This window comes from Saccharicrinis fermentans DSM 9555 = JCM 21142 (assembly GCF_000517085.1).
In the GTDB taxonomy this organism is placed as follows: Bacteria; Bacteroidota; Bacteroidia; order Bacteroidales; family Marinilabiliaceae; genus Saccharicrinis; species Saccharicrinis fermentans.
Window position 1 is genome coordinate 4,449,558 of sequence record NZ_KI912107.1, and the last position, 18,134, is coordinate 4,467,691.

The following is an 18,134-nucleotide window of genomic DNA, read 5'->3' on the forward strand; positions in this document are numbered from 1 at the left end:
TCATTCAAATTAAAATTTTATCGCATGAAAAATTTATATTGGCTTTTGGCTCTTGTTATTTGTTTAGGAGGATGCAAAAGTGTTAAGAATACCGTAACAGTTAAACAGAATTTGGATTCAAAAGTTTCTTTCTTGAGTCCTCAAAATAAGAGAAAGTTTGATTACTTTTTTTATGAAGGCCAACGTTTAAAAATGAATGGTGATTTAAATAAAGCAAAAAATTATTTTGTGGAATGTTTAAAAATTGATTCTTTAAGTGGTACTTGTTATTTTGAATTAGCGAATATTGCCATCGCTGCCAAAAATTATAAAGCTGCGCAGGATTTGCTGAGTAATTCGGTGCGTCTATCTCCGGATAATAAGTGGTTTCAGATTTTGTTGGGCGATTTATATCAGCAAAATAAAGATATCCCTAAAGCCATTGCTACCTATGAAAAATTAGTAGCGCGATTTCCTGATAGTGATGAATTCACATATGTTCTAGCCCAACTTTATCAAAACAATAAAGATTATCAGAAAGCCATTGATACTTACAATGTTCTAGAGAAAAGTATAGGTATTAACGAAACGATATCTACTGAAAAGGAAAAGATTTATCTGGAGATGGGTAAGGAAGGATTAGCTTATAAAGAAATTAATAAGTTGATTGATGATAATCCTTATGAGCCCAGGTATTATGGTTTTTTAGGTGATTTATATTTGTATAATAAAAATTATACCAAGGCTGAGCAAAGCTATCTAAAAATTCTTCAATTGGATGAAGGAAATGGAATGGGCTATTTTTCATTGGCCAATACTAAATTAAAGCAAGCGGATACCACTGCCTATTTTACTTATTTTGCTAAAGCATTGGATGATAAGGATCTTGCATTGGAAGTTAAATTTCAACGTTTGTTACCTTTATTGATGGGTAAGGATTTTGCGACTTATAAAGATACAAATGTTGTAGCTGAATTGTTTGATCGCTTAACTATTGTTCATAAGGACGACGCCCGTAGTTATGTGTATTATGCCAATTACCTTCAAAATAGAGATAAGCCGGCTGCTCTTGTTCAATATAAAAAGGCATTGAGTATTGATAAGAGTAACCCTGCGCTGTGGCAAGATATGTTTCTGTTAGAAATCGATTTAGGATTATTTGAGGACTTATATACCGGAACTGATGAAGTGCTTTCTATTTTTCCTGAAGAGCCTTTATTTAATCTGTTTTATGCCTTAGCCGCCATGCAGAAGGAGGAGTATATACATGCAAAGGAAAAGTTACAGAATGGTCTAGAATATGCGGGTGATAATCTTACTTTAAAGGGGCAAATGCATGCTTATCTCGGGGATGTAGAACATAGTCTAGGTAATTCAGATGAGTCCTTTAAACATTACGAAAAGGCTTTAGAAATCGATGATAACAATGTGGTTGTGCTAAATAACTATAGTTATTATTTATCTGTTGAGAATAAGGAGCTGGAAAAGGCTGAAAAAATGATTTCTAAGTGTATTGAGTTAGAGTCAGGTAATGCTACCTATTTAGATACGTATGCTTGGGTTCTTTTTAAAAGAGGAAGGTTTTTTGAAGCTAAATACATTATTGAAAGAGCTATAGATAACGGAGGTGTTGACAGTGATGTTATTGTAGAACATTATGGAGATATTTTGTTCATGAATAATAAGGTGGAGGATGCTTTGATTCAGTGGAAAAAGTCTTTGGATATGGGTAATGAATCGGTGGTTTTAAAACGAAAAATAGAATTAAAAAAGTATGTTGCTGAATAGGGTTATATGTGTAGTAGGGTGCATTATTCTCTTTGTTAGTTGTAAAACGACGGAAAGGATTACCTTGGGGAAAGTTTCTAATATTAGTGATGCCAGATTGCGTAATCAATTGGATGCAAATCAAGTTGTTTATGATAAGTTATATTTAAAAAAAGTCCAGTTTAACTATAATGATGGACGTAGTAAAAAGTCCTTTAAGGGAAGTTTTGTTATTGAAAAGGATAGTCAAATCATTGTTTCTATTTATGCATTAATGGGTATTGAATTGGTGAGGGCTAAATTCACGAAAAATGAGGTCGTTATTCTTGATAAGCATAATAAAGTGGCTATGTTCACTAATTACAATTTTTTTAGTACGAAGTATGGATTAGATCTTGATTTCTTTGCGCTCCAGTCGATTTTAAGTAATTCTCTTTTTTTGTATCCTTCTGATGGTGATTATATGGATGGATTAAAAAAGTATAAACATCATGTCGAAGATGACTTTTATTCTTTTAAATCTTTAAAGGATAAAAGATTAGGAAGGTTAAGTAGACGTAGTAATAATAATATAATTCTCCACGAAATTGATATTTATCCTGACTTATATCGTATTTTTAATGTGTATATTAAGGATTTCTCAACTAATCAGTCCGTTTTTATTAAGTATAAGGATTTTAAATCCTTTGATGATATCTTGTTTCCTGAAAGGTTAGAAATTAAAGCAGCGCATGGTTCTCAGGTTTTTGATGTAGATTTAAAAATAAATTTTTTAGAAATAAACGATGGTGGTAGCCTTCATTTTAAAATTCCTTCGAGTTATACCTCTAAAGCTTTGTAGTGTTGCCATACTTATTTGCTTGGTACTAACTGGAATTTCGGCACAAAGTACTGATGTTGAGTCCTTAAAGAAGCAACGTGAGCAGTATGAAAGAGATATTAGTAATGCAAAAAAGCTTTTAAAGACAAAGGGTAATACGCGTATCGCTTATCTGAATGATTTAAAGTTGATTAATGCGCAGATAAGTGCCCAAAAGTTGGTAATTGCCTCATATAAAAAGGAAATGGAGGCTATTACGGAACAAATCAATATAAATAAGGAGCTTACTGCTTCCTTGGAAGAAGAAATTAGTTTCTTGCGTGATGGCTATAAAAATCTAATTTTGTCTGCACATAAGCAGATGGGATCCAATTACAATGAGTTTATGCTTGTTTTTAGTGCCAAGTCTTTTTCTGAGGCCTATCGGCGATTTCATCTCATGAAACAATATGCTTCTTATCGAAAAAAGCAAGGTCTGGTTTTAATTGACACTAAATTAAGACACGATAGTATAGTTCGTGAAAATGAGATTATACTTGAAAGTAAACAAAAAAGATATTTAGCTTTATTGAATGAAATAGAAAGTTTAAAAAGGAGTGTTTCTCAAAAACAAAAATATATAGCTGATTTAAAAAAAGACGAAAAATGGTTAAGGCGTGAAATTCTTAAAAAAGAAAGTGCTACCAAAAAATTACAAGCGAGTATTGAAAAACTCATTAGGGAATCTTCTTCCGAGGTAGGTTATTCTTTTTCTAATTTCCATAGTGCTAAAGGTAAGTTAAATTGGCCTGTTGAAAATGGTATCGTAACCAGTAGTTTTGGTGAACATAATCACGCCGTTTTAAAGGGCGTAAAAATTAAGAACAATGGCATTGATATAACAGCATCGAAAGAGAATAGGGTTAAATGTGTCTATGAAGGTACTGTAAGCCGCGTTATTGCTATTCCTGGATACAATAAGGCGGTCATTGTGAGACATGGAAAATATCTGACCGTCTACGCCAACTTGGCCAAGGTTGATGTAAAAAATGACCAAGTTGTTAAAAGTAATCAAAGTATCGGTCAAATTTTTGCTGATAATGAAGATAAGAATGGTATCTTACATTTTGAGATTTGGGAGGAGAGTAAAAAGATTAACCCTTTAGAATGGTTGCAGAAATAGCACTTTATAATTAAAAGAAAAATATTTACATTTGAGTAACTATTTGTGTAATTTGTAGTATAATGTAAGTGTAAATTACTAAGACATAAATGGATTTAACTGTGGAAAGAGTCGTTATAAGTTCTGACATTAAGAATATTAGCCTAATCGAGAAATTGATTGATGATATTTCGAGTCAATACGATATACATTCGGATGTATATGGTAAGCTATTGTTAGGCGTTGTTGAAGGTGTTAACAATGCAATTGTACATGGAAACAAGCTAGATTCGTCTAAAAATGTAAAATTAGAATATCAAATATCCGATAAAGATATTCAAATTGTCATTATGGATGAAGGAAAAGGATTCGATTACACTAAGGTTCCAGATCCAACTTTACCTGAGAATGTTGAAAAGACGCATGGTAGAGGTATTTTTTTGATGAACCATTTAGCTGATGAAATTGATTTTGAAAAAGAGGGTAGTATGGTTAAGTTAACATTTAATTTGTAGGTGATTTATTTTGATTATGAGGATGTGTCTGATATACAGTTAGATACTGATTTATTGAAGCGCTGGATAAATATTATTGTAGACCAGCATAAAGGTATTTGTAAAGAAATTTCCTTTCTTTTTTGCTCTGATGAGTATATTTTAAAAATCAATCGTGATTATTTAAATCATGATTATTATACGGATGTTATAACTTTTGATTATTGCGAAGATAATTTCATTAGCGGAGACATTCTGATTAGTTTAGATACGGTACGTTCTAATGCCAAGGAGTATAACACTGTTTTTAAAGACGAATTACATCGTGTTATTATTCATGGTATACTTCATTTATTAGGTTTTAAGGATAAAACAGACCAAGAAGATGCAGCTATGCATGCTTTAGAGGATCAAGCACTGGAAGTTCTTAAAACAATTTCATAATTTCACTGTTTTTTTATTGTAAATAACTGAATGCATGTACCTTTGCATTCTTATTGATTTGTTATGGATTTTAATTACGATATTATTGTGGTTGGAGCAGGGCATGCTGGTTGTGAGGCAGCAGCAGCTGCTGCTAATTTAGGTTCTAAAACATTGTTGATTACAATGGATATGAATAAAATAGCCCAAATGAGCTGTAATCCGGCCATTGGCGGTATTGCGAAAGGTCAAATTGTTCGCGAAATTGATGCCCTGGGTGGATATGCAGGTGTAGTAACTGATAGATCTTCTATTCAGTTTCGACTTTTAAATAGATCAAAGGGTCCTGCGATGTGGAGTCCAAGGGCACAGTGTGATAGAATGGTTTATTCTTCCCAATGGAGGTCGATCTTAGAACAAACAGAGAATCTATATTTTTGGCAGGATACGGTGGTTGATATTCAGTTTGACGGGAATCGTGTAAAATCTGTTCTTACGAAAATGGGAGTGGAGTTTACTTGTAAAGCCCTTATTTTGACTAATGGTACTTTTTTAAACGGACTTATGCATATTGGGCAAGTGCAAATGGAAGGCGGTCGTATTAGTGAAGCTAGTTCCTATGGTCTTAGTAATAAAATGAAGGATTTTGGGTTCGTCACTGATCGTATGAAAACTGGTACTCCTGTTCGTGTAGATGGAAGATCTGTTGATTTTTCAAAATGTGAGGAACAGGTAGGTGATGATACCTTTTATAAGTTTTCTTACTTACCCGATGAACAGTCTAAATTAGTTCAGAAAAGTTGTTGGTTGACTTATACCAATACCAAAGTCCATGAGGCCTTAGAAGCAGGACTGCATCAATCTCCTTTATATGATGGCACTATTCAAAGTATGGGTCCTCGTTATTGTCCGAGTATCGAGACAAAGATTGTAACATTTGCCGATAAGGATAAGCATCAATTACATTTAGAACCAGAAGGAGAAACAACGATTGAGTATTATTTAAATGGGTTTAGTAGTTCTTTGCCTTTATCTGTTCAGTTAGCCGCCTTAAAACATATACCCGGACTAGAAAATGCTAAAATATTTCGTCCCGGATATGCCATTGAATATGACTTTTTTGATCCTACTCAGTTGCACCATACTCTGGAAACTAAGTTAGTAAATCATTTGTATTTTGCTGGCCAGATTAACGGTACTACCGGCTATGAAGAAGCCGGAGCCCAAGGGTTAATGGCTGGCATAAACGCGCATCTAAAATTGCAAGGAAAGGAATCGTTTGTGCTTGGGAGAGATGAAGCTTATATTGGCGTTTTAATTGATGATTTGGTGACCAAAGGTGTAGATGAACCCTATAGGATGTTTACTTCTCGTGCCGAGTATCGTATTTTATTAAGGCAAGATAATGCTGATATAAGGCTGACTAAAAAAAGTTTTGATATAGGATTAGCCAAAAAGGAACGTTTACTTTTACTAGACGAAAAATTAAAGTATAGAGATTTAATTATTGAATTTGTGGATAATTTTAGTATAAAGCCTAAGTATATAAATGATTATTTATCCACTGTAGATACCACTCCGCTTAAGCAAACGGTTAAATTAAAAGATGTTCTTTTGCGTCCACAAGTTAGTATTATGGGACTTATTGAGTATATAGAACCTTTTAAAGAGCATTGTTCTCAAATTCCCATTCAGCGAAGAATGGAAATACTCGAGTCTGCAGAAATTTTCATTAAGTATCAAGGATATATCAATAGGGAAAGGATGATGGCCGATAAATTATCGAGATTGGAAAATCTTGAGATAGAAGGGCGTTTTAATTATGAAGAATTAAAGAGTATTTCTACCGAAGGACGCCAAAAATTGGCTAAAGTTAATCCTAAAACTATCGGACAAGCTAGTCGTATTTCCGGTGTAAGTCCAAGCGATATAAATGTACTTTTGGTTTTGATGGGTCGTTAATGCGTTCCACGTGGAACGGAATAAAACAAAAATATGGATATAAAAGGAAAAGTAGTTGATATTACCAATCGTAATATTTTTAATGGAATTGTTTCAATTTGTAATGGAATGATCACAAACATTGAAGAAATTCAGGAGGAATGCACGCATTATATATTACCTGGTTTAATTGATGGACATGTTCATATTGAGAGTTCCATGCTCACACCAACCCAGTTTTCAAAGATAGTTGTTCCACGTGGAACGGTAGCTGTGGTTACAGATCCTCATGAAATAGCCAATGTGATGGGGGTTGAAGGTGTGAATTACATGATTGAAGATGCAAAAAAAACGCCCTTGAAGTGTTTTTTCGGTGCACCTTCGTGTGTTCCGGCTACGTCTTTTGAAACCAGTGGGGCTATTATTAATGCTACAACGATTAATGAGTTATTGCAGCGGGACGATATTTGGTTCTTATCGGAAATGATGAACTTTCCAGGGGTTATCTTCGATGATAAGGAGGTTTGGGATAAAGTGAAGGCGGCTCATTCTAATGGAAAAAGAATTGATGGACATGCGCCAGGGTTGATGGGTAATGATTTGAAAAAATATACCCGTGCCGGAATTAGTTCTGATCATGAATGTGTATCGGTAAAAGAAGCTATACAAAAAATAGAACAAGGGGTATGTATTCAAATACGGGAGGGAAGTGCGGCTAAAAACTTTAAGGTTTTAGCACCTCTTTTTCATACACACCCTGATGATATTATGCTTTGTACCGACGATTCACACCCAGATGAAATTATTCAAAAAGGACATATCGACAAAATTATTCGTCTAGGATTGTCATTAGGACTTGATATCTTTGACCTGTTAAAAGCAGCCATATTGAAGCCTATTGAGCATTATCAGCTTCCTGTGGGTAGACTACGTGTAGGTGATGCTGCTGATCTGATAGTGGTGGATACTTTGACTGATTTTAATATTCTTGAGACTTTTATCGATGGCCAACCAGTATATGGTCAAGGTAAAGTACTGTTTGAGGTTCCTACATCTAAGGTTATTAATAATTTTAATATTTCAAGCATCTCAGAAGAAGATATTTGTGTTGCCTATAAAAAGGATTGCAATATTCGGGTTATAGAGGCTAAAGATGGTGACCTACTAACGGATGAATTTATATGGACTCCTTCTAATTCTTCTGGTTTTATTAAGTCTAGTGTTAATGATGATATTCTTAAAATTGTGGTTTTAAATCGATACAAAACGGCTCCTCCAGTCGTTGGATTTATTAAAAATATTGGTTTAAAACAGGGTGCCATTGCTTGTAGTGTGGCTCATGATAGCCATAACTTAATTGCCGTAGGTGTATCTGACAAGGATATAGTAAGTGCTTTAAATGAAATTATTGCTCACAAAGGTGGAATGGCCTACGCTTTCAATGATGATAAAGATTGTTTAGCTCTGGAAGTAGGCGGTTTAATGACGGGTAAACCAGGTAGGGTTGTTGCAGAAAAATACCAAACTTTAAATATAAAGGCACAAGAGTTAGGTTCTACATTGGCCGCCCCTTTCATGACATTGTCGTTTATGAGCCTCTTGGTAATACCAAAACTTAAAATAGGTGATAAGGGATTGTTTGATGTGAGTAGCTTTTCTTTTACAAATTTATATGCTTAATGGATAAATCTATTAATCCAAAAATTGAATTACTAAAGGAGAAAATTGCTGTTTTACCTTCTGATCCGGGCGTGTATCAATATTACAATAAGGATGGGAAAATTATCTATGTGGGTAAAGCAAAAAATCTAAAGAAAAGGGTTTCTTCTTATTTTGTAGGACGTCCCGATAATGGTAAAACAGCTTTACTGGTACGAAATATCTGTAATATTGAGCATATCGTTGTTAATAGCGAGGAGGATGCACTATTATTGGAGAATAATTTAATTAAGAAGTACCAACCTCGCTATAATGTACTTCTTAAGGATGATAAATCTTATCCTTGGATTGTTGTAAAGAATGAACCTTTCCCTCGTGTTTTTTCTACCAGGCATATAGTTAAAGACGGGAGTTTGTATTTTGGACCCTATACATCGCTAGGTATGGTTCGTACCTTACTTGATCTATTTAAATCTACCTATCCTTTACGTAATTGTAAGCTTAATTTGGCTTCCCAAAAAATTGCTGAAGGGCGGTATAAGGTTTGTTTGGAATATCATTTAGGGAATTGTAAAGGACCTTGTATTGGTGCTTATGCGGAGGATATTTATCGCCAGAATATTGAATCTATAAAAAATATATTGAGAGGTAATATACATGCTGCTATTAAATATTTAAAGGATTTAATGTTGGATCATGCTTCTAATTATAGGTTCGAAGAAGCCGAAGAGCTGAAACAAAAAATTAAGCAGTTAGACAGTTATCAAAGCAAATCTACCGTGGTAAGCTCAAATATTAATAATGTGGATGTTTATTCTATTATTGATGATAATGATGCGGCCTACGTTAATTTTTTAAAGGTCGTTAATGGTGCCATTATACAAGCCCATACCATTGAGTTGAAGAAAAAACTTAATGAGTCGCTCCCTGAATTACTTTCTTTGGCGATTACAGAAGTAAGAGAACGACTTCATAGTACGTCCAGGGAAATTATAGTGCCCATTTTTCCGGATTCCAAGTACGAAAATATTAGGTTTATTATACCTCAAAAGGGTGATAAAAAGAAGTTGTTGGAACTTTCGCAGAGAAATGTTACTTATTATCGTCTTGAAAAGCTTAAACAGTTGTCCTTACGTAAAAAAGAAACGCCTGAGGATCGTATAGTCAATACTATGCAAAAGGATTTACGACTTAAGGATAAACCAAAGCATATTGAGTGTTTCGATAATTCAAATATTCAGGGCAATTTCCCCGTTGCAGCTTGTGTAGTGTTTAAAAATGGTAAACCTAGTAAAAAGGATTATCGACATTTTCATGTAAAAACAGTGGTAGGACCAGATGATTTTGCTAGTATGGAGGAGATCATTGAAAGACGATATTCACGTTTGATTCGAGAAAATGAGGCTTTACCTAATCTGGTTATTATTGATGGGGGTAAGGGACAATTAGGTGCTGCTATGAAAATATTTCGTCGCTTACAGATCGATGATCAAGTGGCCGTAATCGGTATTGCCAAACGGTTGGAAGAGATTTTTTTTCCAGGAGATCCTGTTCCTTTATATCTGGATAAAAACTCAGAGACATTAAAAATTATTCAGCATGCCCGTAATGAGGCGCACCGTTTTGGAATAACATTTCACCGTAACCAACGTTCTAAGAATTTCGCTACTTCGGAATTACATCAGATAAAAGGAATTGGTGATAAGACTGCTCAAAAGCTTCTAGGCGACTTTAAATCCGTTGAGCAAATTAAAAAATTAAGTTTGCAGGAAATGGAACATTCTATTGGTGCCGTAAAGGGTAAATTAGTGTGGAATCATTTTCAAAGTACCTGATTTTTTAAGCCGACCTATGCATATATACATTGGTGAACGTGAAAAAGTGATGTAAAGTCTATTACGAATAATAATTATTGCCATTCGAGTTGTCAGTTAATTGTTTTGAAATATTACCCTTACTAAAATAAGGCTTCCAATAGTTCTTGTTGTTTTAATTCTTCCCATCCTAAAAATAGGGTGGTTGTTTTTTCTTTTAATGATTTTGTTTCGTGGAAACAGTTTATCATGCTTGACTCTAGTTCTTGAATTTTGTTCTTATCGGTGGCATTCGATTTAATAGCTGCTTCTATTATAGTACCTTTGTTTACTTTTAATACTATTTCGAAACGTTTACCTGACGCTGATTTAATTCGCTTCTTAAGTTCATATTTGGGACTATAGCCAAAATTCCAGTTCCATGTATTAAATTTATTTTTTACTAAGTCATTAATGTACTCATAGTCCTTATCTGATATATTATAAGATTCACACTCGTAATTTTTTATGATGTATTCAGTCAGCTCTTGTACAAATAGTTCTACTGTTTTACTTTCTTTTAGGTGCTCATGAATATTTGTCACTTTACTTCTAACCGATTTCACCGCCTTGTCTTTGAATTTTAGTGGGTCGTTTTTCAATGATTGTGTTAATGAACCCAATTGACTATTAAAAAGTAATGTACCATGATGCATAACCCTATTTTTAAACACGTGGGAGGCATTACCACTAATTTTGCATCCATCTATTAAAATGTCATTTCTCCCTCCAAAATGAGCTTGTATTCCAATAGATTTTAAGAAGGCAACAATGGGACTTGTGTATTTTTTAAAATTTACCAATTCGCCTTTGATGCCTGAAGTGATAAAACAAAAATTGATATTACCTGGATCATGAAATACCGTCCCTCCACCAGATAGCCTTCTTACAACTGGTATATTATTTTCTTTAACAAATTTATAATTAATTTCAGCAAGCGTATTTTGATGTTTACCTACAATAATACTTTTAGAATTGATGTAGAGAAAAAATATGTCGTCTTTAAAATTTTTTAATAAATATTCTTCGCTGGCTAAATTTTGAAAAGGATCGCTTTTTTTACTGAGTATAATTCGCATGTAGCTGTATCGTTTATAAGGAAATTAATTATATAAAAATCTCAGACGATTAAAATACTGTAAATAGTGACTATTTAATATTGTAAAATATTGAAATACAATATATTATATAACTTATATAAAAGTAAAAACTTAATCGTCTTTGCTGCTAATCTAGGTAAAATTTTGACAAATTGTTCTAATTTTACACATTAGAACAAATTTTGAAGTGGATAAGTTTAATTTATATATATAACTATTTAAAAACATACATGCGTGTAGTTGTTCAAAGAGTATCTGAAGCTTCAGTTACGATAAATAATAATATAGTTTCTTCTATTCAAAATGGTCTTTTGGTTTTATTGGGCATTACGAATGATGATGATAAAAACGATATTGAATGGCTTTGTAAAAAAATTGCCAATCTTAGAATTTTTTCCGACCATAGTGGTGTGATGAATCAATCATTACTAGATGTCAATGGTGAATTATTAATTGTGAGTCAATTCACCCTTTATGCAAAAACAAAGAAGGGTAATCGACCTTCCTATATTGAAGCTGCCAAAACGGAGGTATCTAAGCCGTTATATGAAGCTTTTATTTCTTATGCAGGGCAGTTGTTAGGTAAGGAGGTTAAAACGGGCGTATTTGGGGCTCAAATGAAAGTTTCACTAACTAATAACGGACCTGTGACCATTATTATTGATTCTAAGAATAGAGAATAAAGCTGCTATTGTGACTGGTATCTTTCTATTCTGATAATTTATCTTTAGAAAAATCTTAGAAAATTTATTAGGAATTAAATGAACCTTATCGAGTATCCAGCTAACTTAATCTTATTAACCATAGTCTTGCTATGCTTTCCCTTATTAAGTTGTTAATGGCATTTGTATGATCCTTGTGGAGTTTTAGGTCTTATTACGATTGATAGACTTAATGTTTGTTTGCCTATCCTATCTGTTGGTAGGGCACTCTCTTGCTTGGTTTGTTTTGATTAACATAAGTTGGGTTAAAATGAAGTTAAATCCAGTTTTCCTGGAATTTTTATATCAGTCATTTATTATTTTAGGGCCGCTTAAAACATTGTAATTAATTACTTACAAAATGGACATCAACGTTAAAGGAATTACTAAAACGTACGGTCCGCAAAAAGCTTTGGACAATCTCTCGTTTAAAGTTAGGACCGGCGAAATCCTGGGTTTTCTTGGACCGAATGGCGCAGGAAAAACAACTACTATGAAAGCCATTACTTGTTTTATATCACCGAATGTCGGTGATATTACTGTGGGTGGTAAATCAGTTCTTGAAAACCCTGATGAAGTGAAAAAAAACATTGGTTATTTGCCCGAGAACAACCCGCTTTATTTAGACATGCCTGTTATGGATTATCTTCAGTTTATTGGAGAATTGCAGGGAGTTGCTAAATCGAAGCTTAGAGATAGGGTTAGGGAAATGGTGGCTAAATGTGGTCTCAATGACGAGAAACACAAAAAAATTGGGGAGTTATCCAAGGGATACCGACAGCGTGTAGGTTTGGCTCAAGCGCTTATTCATGATCCAGAAGTGCTTATTTTAGATGAGCCTACTACTGGTTTAGATCCCAACCAAATTATTGAAATTCGTGAGTTGATTAAAGAAATTGGACGCGAAAAGACAGTTATATTGAGTTCTCATATTCTGGCTGAAGTGGAAGCTACCTGTGACAGAGTTCTTATTATTAATAAGGGTAAAATTGTGGCTGATGGCAGTCCGTCAGAGCTTCGTCATAAGGCGCAGGGAAATGAAGTACTCAGAGTAGGTATTCAGGGAGGAACAAGTCAGGAGATTTATGATGCATTAAGTGCTTTAGCAGAAACTGCTGTGGTTTCTTTTGCTGATGATAGTAAAACCCTTTTTGAAGTTGAATCGCAGCAGGGACTCTCATCTTGTGAGTCAATATTCAAAGTTTGCGTTGATAAAGGTTGGTACTTAACCCAACTTACCCCGTTAGAGAAGAATCTTGAAGATATCTTCCGTGAATTAACTGGCGGAAATATTAACGTAACAGCCGATATGATTCGAGCGAATTAGCATATTTCTATTACGGTCATTACGTCAGGGAATTATTCATGGCATACCTAGAAAAGACTTTAGTATGGAGAAGTAACCAGGGATCAGGAGGATCATAAAGTGAGGTGTTCTCTTTTATCTATCTTTTGTAGAGCCAACGGACGATTCTCACGTATGCAATAAGCATAACTGACATGTTCTACCTGACCGTTTATGTGCTAGATATATAGAATTTATTTTACAATTATTAACCGGATAGATGGATCCCCGAACGAATGGGTTTATACTTCTTTGTGTTTATTTTTTATGCCATATAAATAGCTTCTCACACACGAGCTTGATGGATATGGATTGATATAGATGGCATATGGAAGTATGTGAATTAATGAATATGAAACGAGCCATGGGATTTATTTCACACACACAGGTGGATGATGAGTTATGGAGAGTTCCATCTGACCATTGGAAAATATAATTAAACAGATGAAACTGGTATGGCCAGGGCAAGTAATCGGGCACACAGGTGAATGATTGAAATTTGCAGTGGCTAGTGAAGTTTCGCTAATTTTTTAACAGATGAAACAGATATGGATTATCACCAAAAAGGAACTGAAGGGATATTTTGATTCCCTGATGGCCTACATTCTTATTGTGGTTTTTCTGGGTTTGAGTGGATTTTTCACTTGGCTTTATGGAAACAACGATGTGTTTTTTATTAATCGTGCCACCATGCAGCCCTTTTTTGGCATTGCATATTGGACACTCTTTATTTTTATTCCTGCACTCACAATGAAGCAGATTGCCGAAGAATATAAAACCGGAACGATTGAGTTAATGCTTACTAAGCCAGTATCTGACTGGCAAATAGTTACAGGTAAGTTTCTATCTACCTTTTTGCTTATTGTAGTTTCGTTGATATTAACCTTACCTTATTATATTTCAATCGCTTCCATTGGTCCTATTGATCATGGATCGGTCTGGACAGGTTATTTAGGATTGTTATTGATGAGTGCTGCTTATATCAGTCTGGGAATTTTTGCCAGTAGTATCACATCTAATCAAATAGTTGCCTTTTTGCTAGCTCTGATCATTGGTATATTCTTCCAGATTCTCTTTGGTATTATTGCTTCTGCATTTTCGGGTGTTGCAGGTGATTTTTTGTCGTATATGGATATGCGCTATCATTACCAGAGTATTACAAGAGGAGTAGTAGACAGCAAAAACCTGATATATTTTGCATCCATTATAATGATGGGCTTGATGGCATCTGAACTATCATTGGTTAAACGAAACTTAAACTAAGAACTATGTTTAAAAAGAGTCAACTAAAATATTACATACTGCTGGTGATTGGAATCATTGTGTTAATCAATATGCTGGCCAGCAGATTCTTTTTTCGCTTGGATTTCACCGAGGATCAGCGCTATACATTAAGTGAAACCACGAAGGATATCATGGAAGGAATCACAGAGCCGGTTACTGTTACGGCTTATTTTTCTGAAGGATTACAACCACAATTTGATCAATTGAGAAATGATTTTAAAGACATACTGGCTGAATATGCTTCTCTTTCGAATCGACAAGTAGTATATGAATTTGTGAATCCAAATGAAGATCAACAATTGGAACAAAAAGCTGTAGAAGCAGGAATACAGACCGTAATGATTGAAGCTCGAGAAAAGGATCAATCGACCACCAAGAAAGCATATATGGGAGCAGTGATTCAAATTGGTGAGGCCTCTGAGACGATTCCTTTTATTCAGCCTGGTGCTCAGATGGAGTATGCCTTAACTACTGCTATAAAAAAAATGACAGTTCCGGAGAAAGCTGCTGTTGGTTTTATTAGTGGACATGGAGAGGCTCACTTGTCGGAAATGATGCAAGTGACTCAGGGCTTAGATGTTCTTTATGTTCCTGAAGAAGTAGAACTTTCTGATAGTGTTAATCTAAGTAAATATAAAACCATTGCATGGATTAATCCTCAGGATACTATACCCGAGGAACATCTGGCTATTGTAGATGCCTTTTTGGCACAAGGAGGCAATCTTTTTGTGGCATTAAACAAAGTGGATGCCCAACTCAATCAAGGTATGGGTTTCTCTAAATATACCGCATTAGGTAAGTGGTTGGAAGGGAAAGGTATTAAGGTGGAAGATAACTTTGTGATGGATGTTAATTGTGGCTCTGTAACAGTGCAGCAGCGTCAGGGCATATTTACTGTTAACCGTCCTATCAATTTTCCTTATCTGCCTATACTCTCTAATTTTGCCGAGCATCCCATTACCAGTGGCTTAGGCTCTATGGTTTTACAGTTTGCCAGTAGCTTAAGTTTTTCGGGAGATAGTACAATGAATTATACCCCTTTGGTGTTTACCTCCGATAAATCTACGACACAAGCTACTCCAGTGTATTTTAATATTCAAAAACAATGGGAAGAAAGTGATTTTCCAATGTCAAAATTAGCGGTTGCTGCTATGGTAGAATCGGATAATAGCAAAATAGTGGTGATTTCAGATGGAGATATGGCCATTAATGGTTCTGGTGATGAAATACGTCAGGTGCAACCTGATAATGCCAATTTTGTGGTGAATGCCATCGATTTTATGAGTGATGATACCGGTTTAATTCAATTGCGTTCTAAGCAGGTAAAAATGCGCCCGCTCGATCAAATAGATGATGCTGATAAGCAAATATTGAAATGGGTCAATTTTGCCCTCCCTATAATGATCATCCTGGGCATAGGAATATATAGAAACCAAAAACGAAAATTGATTCGATTAAAAAGAAAGGGGGAAAGCTATGTTTAGAAAATTCAACCTTAAAACATTAAGCGTCACTTTTGGCGTGTTGTTGGCTATTGTGGTTATCACATATTTTGTAGATAGATCCAAGGGTGTAAATACCTTAAAAAGCGTACTCTTCCATATTCAAACAGAAGACATAAATTCTGTGGTGGTATATCCTAAAGTATTGAATGGAGGAAAAATTGAATTGAAAAAAGAAGGAGATATATGGAAGGTTTGGGCTGATGGTAAAAGTTATAATGGTGATGCTGGAATCATTTCGGGATTGATTCATCAAGTAAATGACTTAAAACCTTTACGGTTGGCTTCTAAGAATAAGGATAGCTGGAAAAAATATGAGCTAACAGATTCTCTTTCCTCAAAGATTGAGTTGCTCAAAGATGCTGAGGTGCTGGAAACCTTATATATTGGTAAATTCTCTTATGTTCAATCAAAACAAAACCCAATGATGATGCAGCAGTATCCTTACCAAAGAGGACCACAAGGTACGATGACCACCTATGTAAGAGCAGGTAAGGATCATGAAGTGTATGCTGTTGAAGGTTTCTTGGGTAGCACTGTTAATCGTAATGTGGATGCCTTTAGAAATAAGCAAATTTTAAAAGTGGATAAAAATAACTTGAGCAAGATATCCTTTACTTATCCTGCTGATAGTTCATTTACAATGATTAAAAATGAGGATACATGGATGAGTGATGGAGTGGCATTAGATTCAGCTAAAGTGGCTAATTACTTATCTAAAATTTCCTCTTTAAGAGGCTCTTCATTTACGGATGATGTTCCGGCTAATTACAACTATACTGTTCAATTTCAAGATCAACAGATGGTTATGTCTGAAGTGAAAGCATGGGTCGATGGTGAAGATGTAAAGTTGAACTCTTCGCAAAATACAGGAAGCATATTCTCTGAAAAAAGAGAGGTTAACTTTTCTACTTTGTTTGTTTCTAAAGCTGCCTTGAAATAGAGGTGGGGCTCGATATTTTGTTAAATTTTAAGATAAGTGATCATGAGAAGAAAATCTTATTTGATGTTGTTATCTGTTTTGGCTATGATAACAATGCTAAGTCAACCAGCGCATGCAGAAGGAGATGTAGAAGTGTATACGGCCAATACAAAAATCTCAGTGCCTCCGGGTGAATCTTTAAGTTATAAACTACAAATTATTAATAATTCCGAGCAAACAAAGCTTTGTAACTTATATATTACGGGTATACCTCGAAGTTGGGATTATAGTTTAAAATCAGGGGCTTATAGTGTAAAACAGATAGCAGTATTGCCGGGTGAAAAGCAATCTGTTGACTTGAAGGTAGAAGTGCCACTGAAAGTAAACAAAGGAAACTATCCAATTACTGTTAAAGCCGGAGAAGCGCAGCTACCTTTGGTTGTTAATATCACCCAACAAGGAAGCAATAAAACTGAGTTTACAACTGAGCAAGCCAATATGCAAGGTCATTCTAAGGCTGACTTTTCTTTTAAAGCCGATTTAAGAAACAGAACAGGCGAAAAGCAGCTTTATGCATTGCGCAGCAATGCCCCCAAAGGTTGGCGTGTTACCTTTAAACCAAATTATAAACAAGCAACATCGGTGGAAATAGAACCCAATGCTTCTAAAGATGTGACTATTGAAGTGAAACCACCTCACAGTATTAGTGCCGGTACCTATCAGATACCCGTTAAAGCAGTGAATAACTTTAGTAGTGCTGAGCTGGAATTAGAGGTGGTAATAGAGGGTACTTATGAAATGGAAGTAACAACGCCTACAGGTTTATTAAGTGCAGATATAACGGCAGGAAGTACAGAAACGATTGATTTGTTGGTGAAAAATACAGGTTCTAGTCCTTTGAATAAAGTTAAAATGAGCGCTTCGAAACCTTCGGGTTGGGAGGTGACTTTTAAGCCGGAAGAGATTGAAGAGATTGCTGCCGGAAAAAATGCGAGCGTTAAAGCTACCATTAAAGCAGCTAAAAAATCAATTGCTGGTGACTACCTGTGTAATATAACAGCTAAGGTGCCTGAAGTGACAGATAAAATTTCCTTTAGAATGGCGGTTAAAACGCCTGCTATTTGGGGATGGTTAGGTATAGTGGTTATTGTGGGAGCCATAGCTGGTGTGGCGTTTTTATTTCGTAAATACGGAAGGAGGTAA

15 protein-coding genes are annotated in these 18,134 nt (G+C 34.9%); 14 read left to right on the forward strand and 1 reads right to left on the reverse strand.

Going from position 1 to position 18,134, the window contains the following annotated elements; genetic code table 11:
- The first annotated feature begins 24 nt into the window (after positions 1–24).
- From CYTFE_RS0118170 to uvrC, 8 genes are all read left to right on the forward strand, one after another.
- Positions 25–1,767 (forward strand): tetratricopeptide repeat protein, encoded by a 1,743-nt coding sequence (locus tag CYTFE_RS0118170; protein ID WP_027472976.1) that lies wholly within the window; start codon positions 25–27, stop codon positions 1,765–1,767.
- 64 nt (positions 1,768–1,831) lie between these two features.
- Positions 1,832–2,587: a DUF4292 domain-containing protein gene (locus CYTFE_RS0118175; protein WP_044212013.1), complete on the forward strand. Its 756-nt coding sequence runs from the start codon at positions 1,832–1,834 to the stop codon at positions 2,585–2,587.
- 19 nt (positions 2,588–2,606) lie between these two features.
- Entirely contained in the window at positions 2,607–3,728 is a 1,122-nt protein-coding gene (locus tag CYTFE_RS0118180) for a murein hydrolase activator EnvC family protein (RefSeq protein ID WP_052522055.1), read from the forward strand.
- A gap of 89 nt (positions 3,729–3,817) precedes the next feature.
- Positions 3,818–4,222, forward strand: a complete 405-nt coding sequence (locus CYTFE_RS0118185) for an ATP-binding protein (RefSeq protein ID WP_044212011.1) — start codon at positions 3,818–3,820, stop codon at positions 4,220–4,222.
- Positions 4,223–4,246: 24 nt separating this feature from the next.
- Positions 4,247–4,645, forward strand: a complete 399-nt coding sequence (gene ybeY / locus CYTFE_RS0118190) for an rRNA maturation RNase YbeY (protein WP_027472980.1) — start codon at positions 4,247–4,249, stop codon at positions 4,643–4,645.
- 63 nt (positions 4,646–4,708) lie between these two features.
- Complete coding sequence (mnmG, locus tag CYTFE_RS0118195; RefSeq protein WP_027472981.1) at positions 4,709–6,586, forward strand: tRNA uridine-5-carboxymethylaminomethyl(34) synthesis enzyme MnmG; 1,878 nt, start codon at positions 4,709–4,711, stop codon at positions 6,584–6,586.
- A 33-nt stretch (positions 6,587–6,619) separates the two neighbouring features.
- Positions 6,620–8,245 carry an adenine deaminase gene (gene ade, locus CYTFE_RS0118200; RefSeq protein ID WP_027472982.1) on the forward strand — a complete coding sequence of 542 codons (1,626 nt, stop codon included), beginning with the start codon at positions 6,620–6,622 and terminating at the stop codon, positions 8,243–8,245.
- Entirely contained in the window at positions 8,245–10,059 is a 1,815-nt protein-coding gene (uvrC, locus tag CYTFE_RS0118205; RefSeq protein WP_027472983.1) for an excinuclease ABC subunit UvrC, read from the forward strand. The genes ade and uvrC overlap by 1 nt, the downstream gene beginning before the upstream one ends.
- Positions 10,060–10,181: 122 nt before the next feature.
- On the opposite strand, the gene CYTFE_RS0118210 is transcribed toward uvrC, so the two are convergent.
- Positions 10,182–11,156, reverse strand: coding sequence for a lipoate--protein ligase (locus CYTFE_RS0118210; protein ID WP_027472984.1), 975 nt, complete (start codon positions 11,154–11,156; stop codon positions 10,182–10,184).
- Positions 11,157–11,407: 251 nt separating this feature from the next.
- Here CYTFE_RS0118210 and dtd point away from each other — a divergent pair, with 251 nt between their 5' ends.
- From dtd to CYTFE_RS0118240, 6 genes are all read left to right on the forward strand, one after another.
- Positions 11,408–11,860, forward strand: coding sequence for a D-aminoacyl-tRNA deacylase (dtd, locus tag CYTFE_RS0118215; protein WP_027472985.1), 453 nt, complete (start codon positions 11,408–11,410; stop codon positions 11,858–11,860).
- Positions 11,861–12,239: 379 nt separating this feature from the next.
- Positions 12,240–13,205, forward strand: a complete 966-nt coding sequence (locus CYTFE_RS27155; RefSeq protein WP_044262905.1) for an ATP-binding cassette domain-containing protein — start codon at positions 12,240–12,242, stop codon at positions 13,203–13,205.
- A 555-nt stretch (positions 13,206–13,760) separates the two neighbouring features.
- A complete protein-coding gene (locus CYTFE_RS0118225) occupies positions 13,761–14,486 on the forward strand; it encodes an ABC transporter permease subunit (RefSeq protein WP_027472986.1) in 726 nt (241 codons plus the stop codon).
- Positions 14,487–14,491: 5 nt separating this feature from the next.
- Positions 14,492–15,991 (forward strand): GldG family protein, encoded by a 1,500-nt coding sequence (locus tag CYTFE_RS0118230; protein ID WP_027472987.1) that lies wholly within the window; start codon positions 14,492–14,494, stop codon positions 15,989–15,991.
- Entirely contained in the window at positions 15,984–16,952 is a 969-nt protein-coding gene (locus CYTFE_RS0118235) for a DUF4340 domain-containing protein (RefSeq protein WP_027472988.1), read from the forward strand. Before CYTFE_RS0118230 ends, CYTFE_RS0118235 begins: the two co-directional genes overlap by 8 nt.
- A 42-nt stretch (positions 16,953–16,994) precedes the next feature.
- The gene (locus tag CYTFE_RS0118240) at positions 16,995–18,134 is read left to right on the forward strand and encodes a COG1470 family protein (RefSeq protein WP_044212004.1); all 1,140 of its coding nucleotides are present in this window, start codon (positions 16,995–16,997) and stop codon (positions 18,132–18,134) included.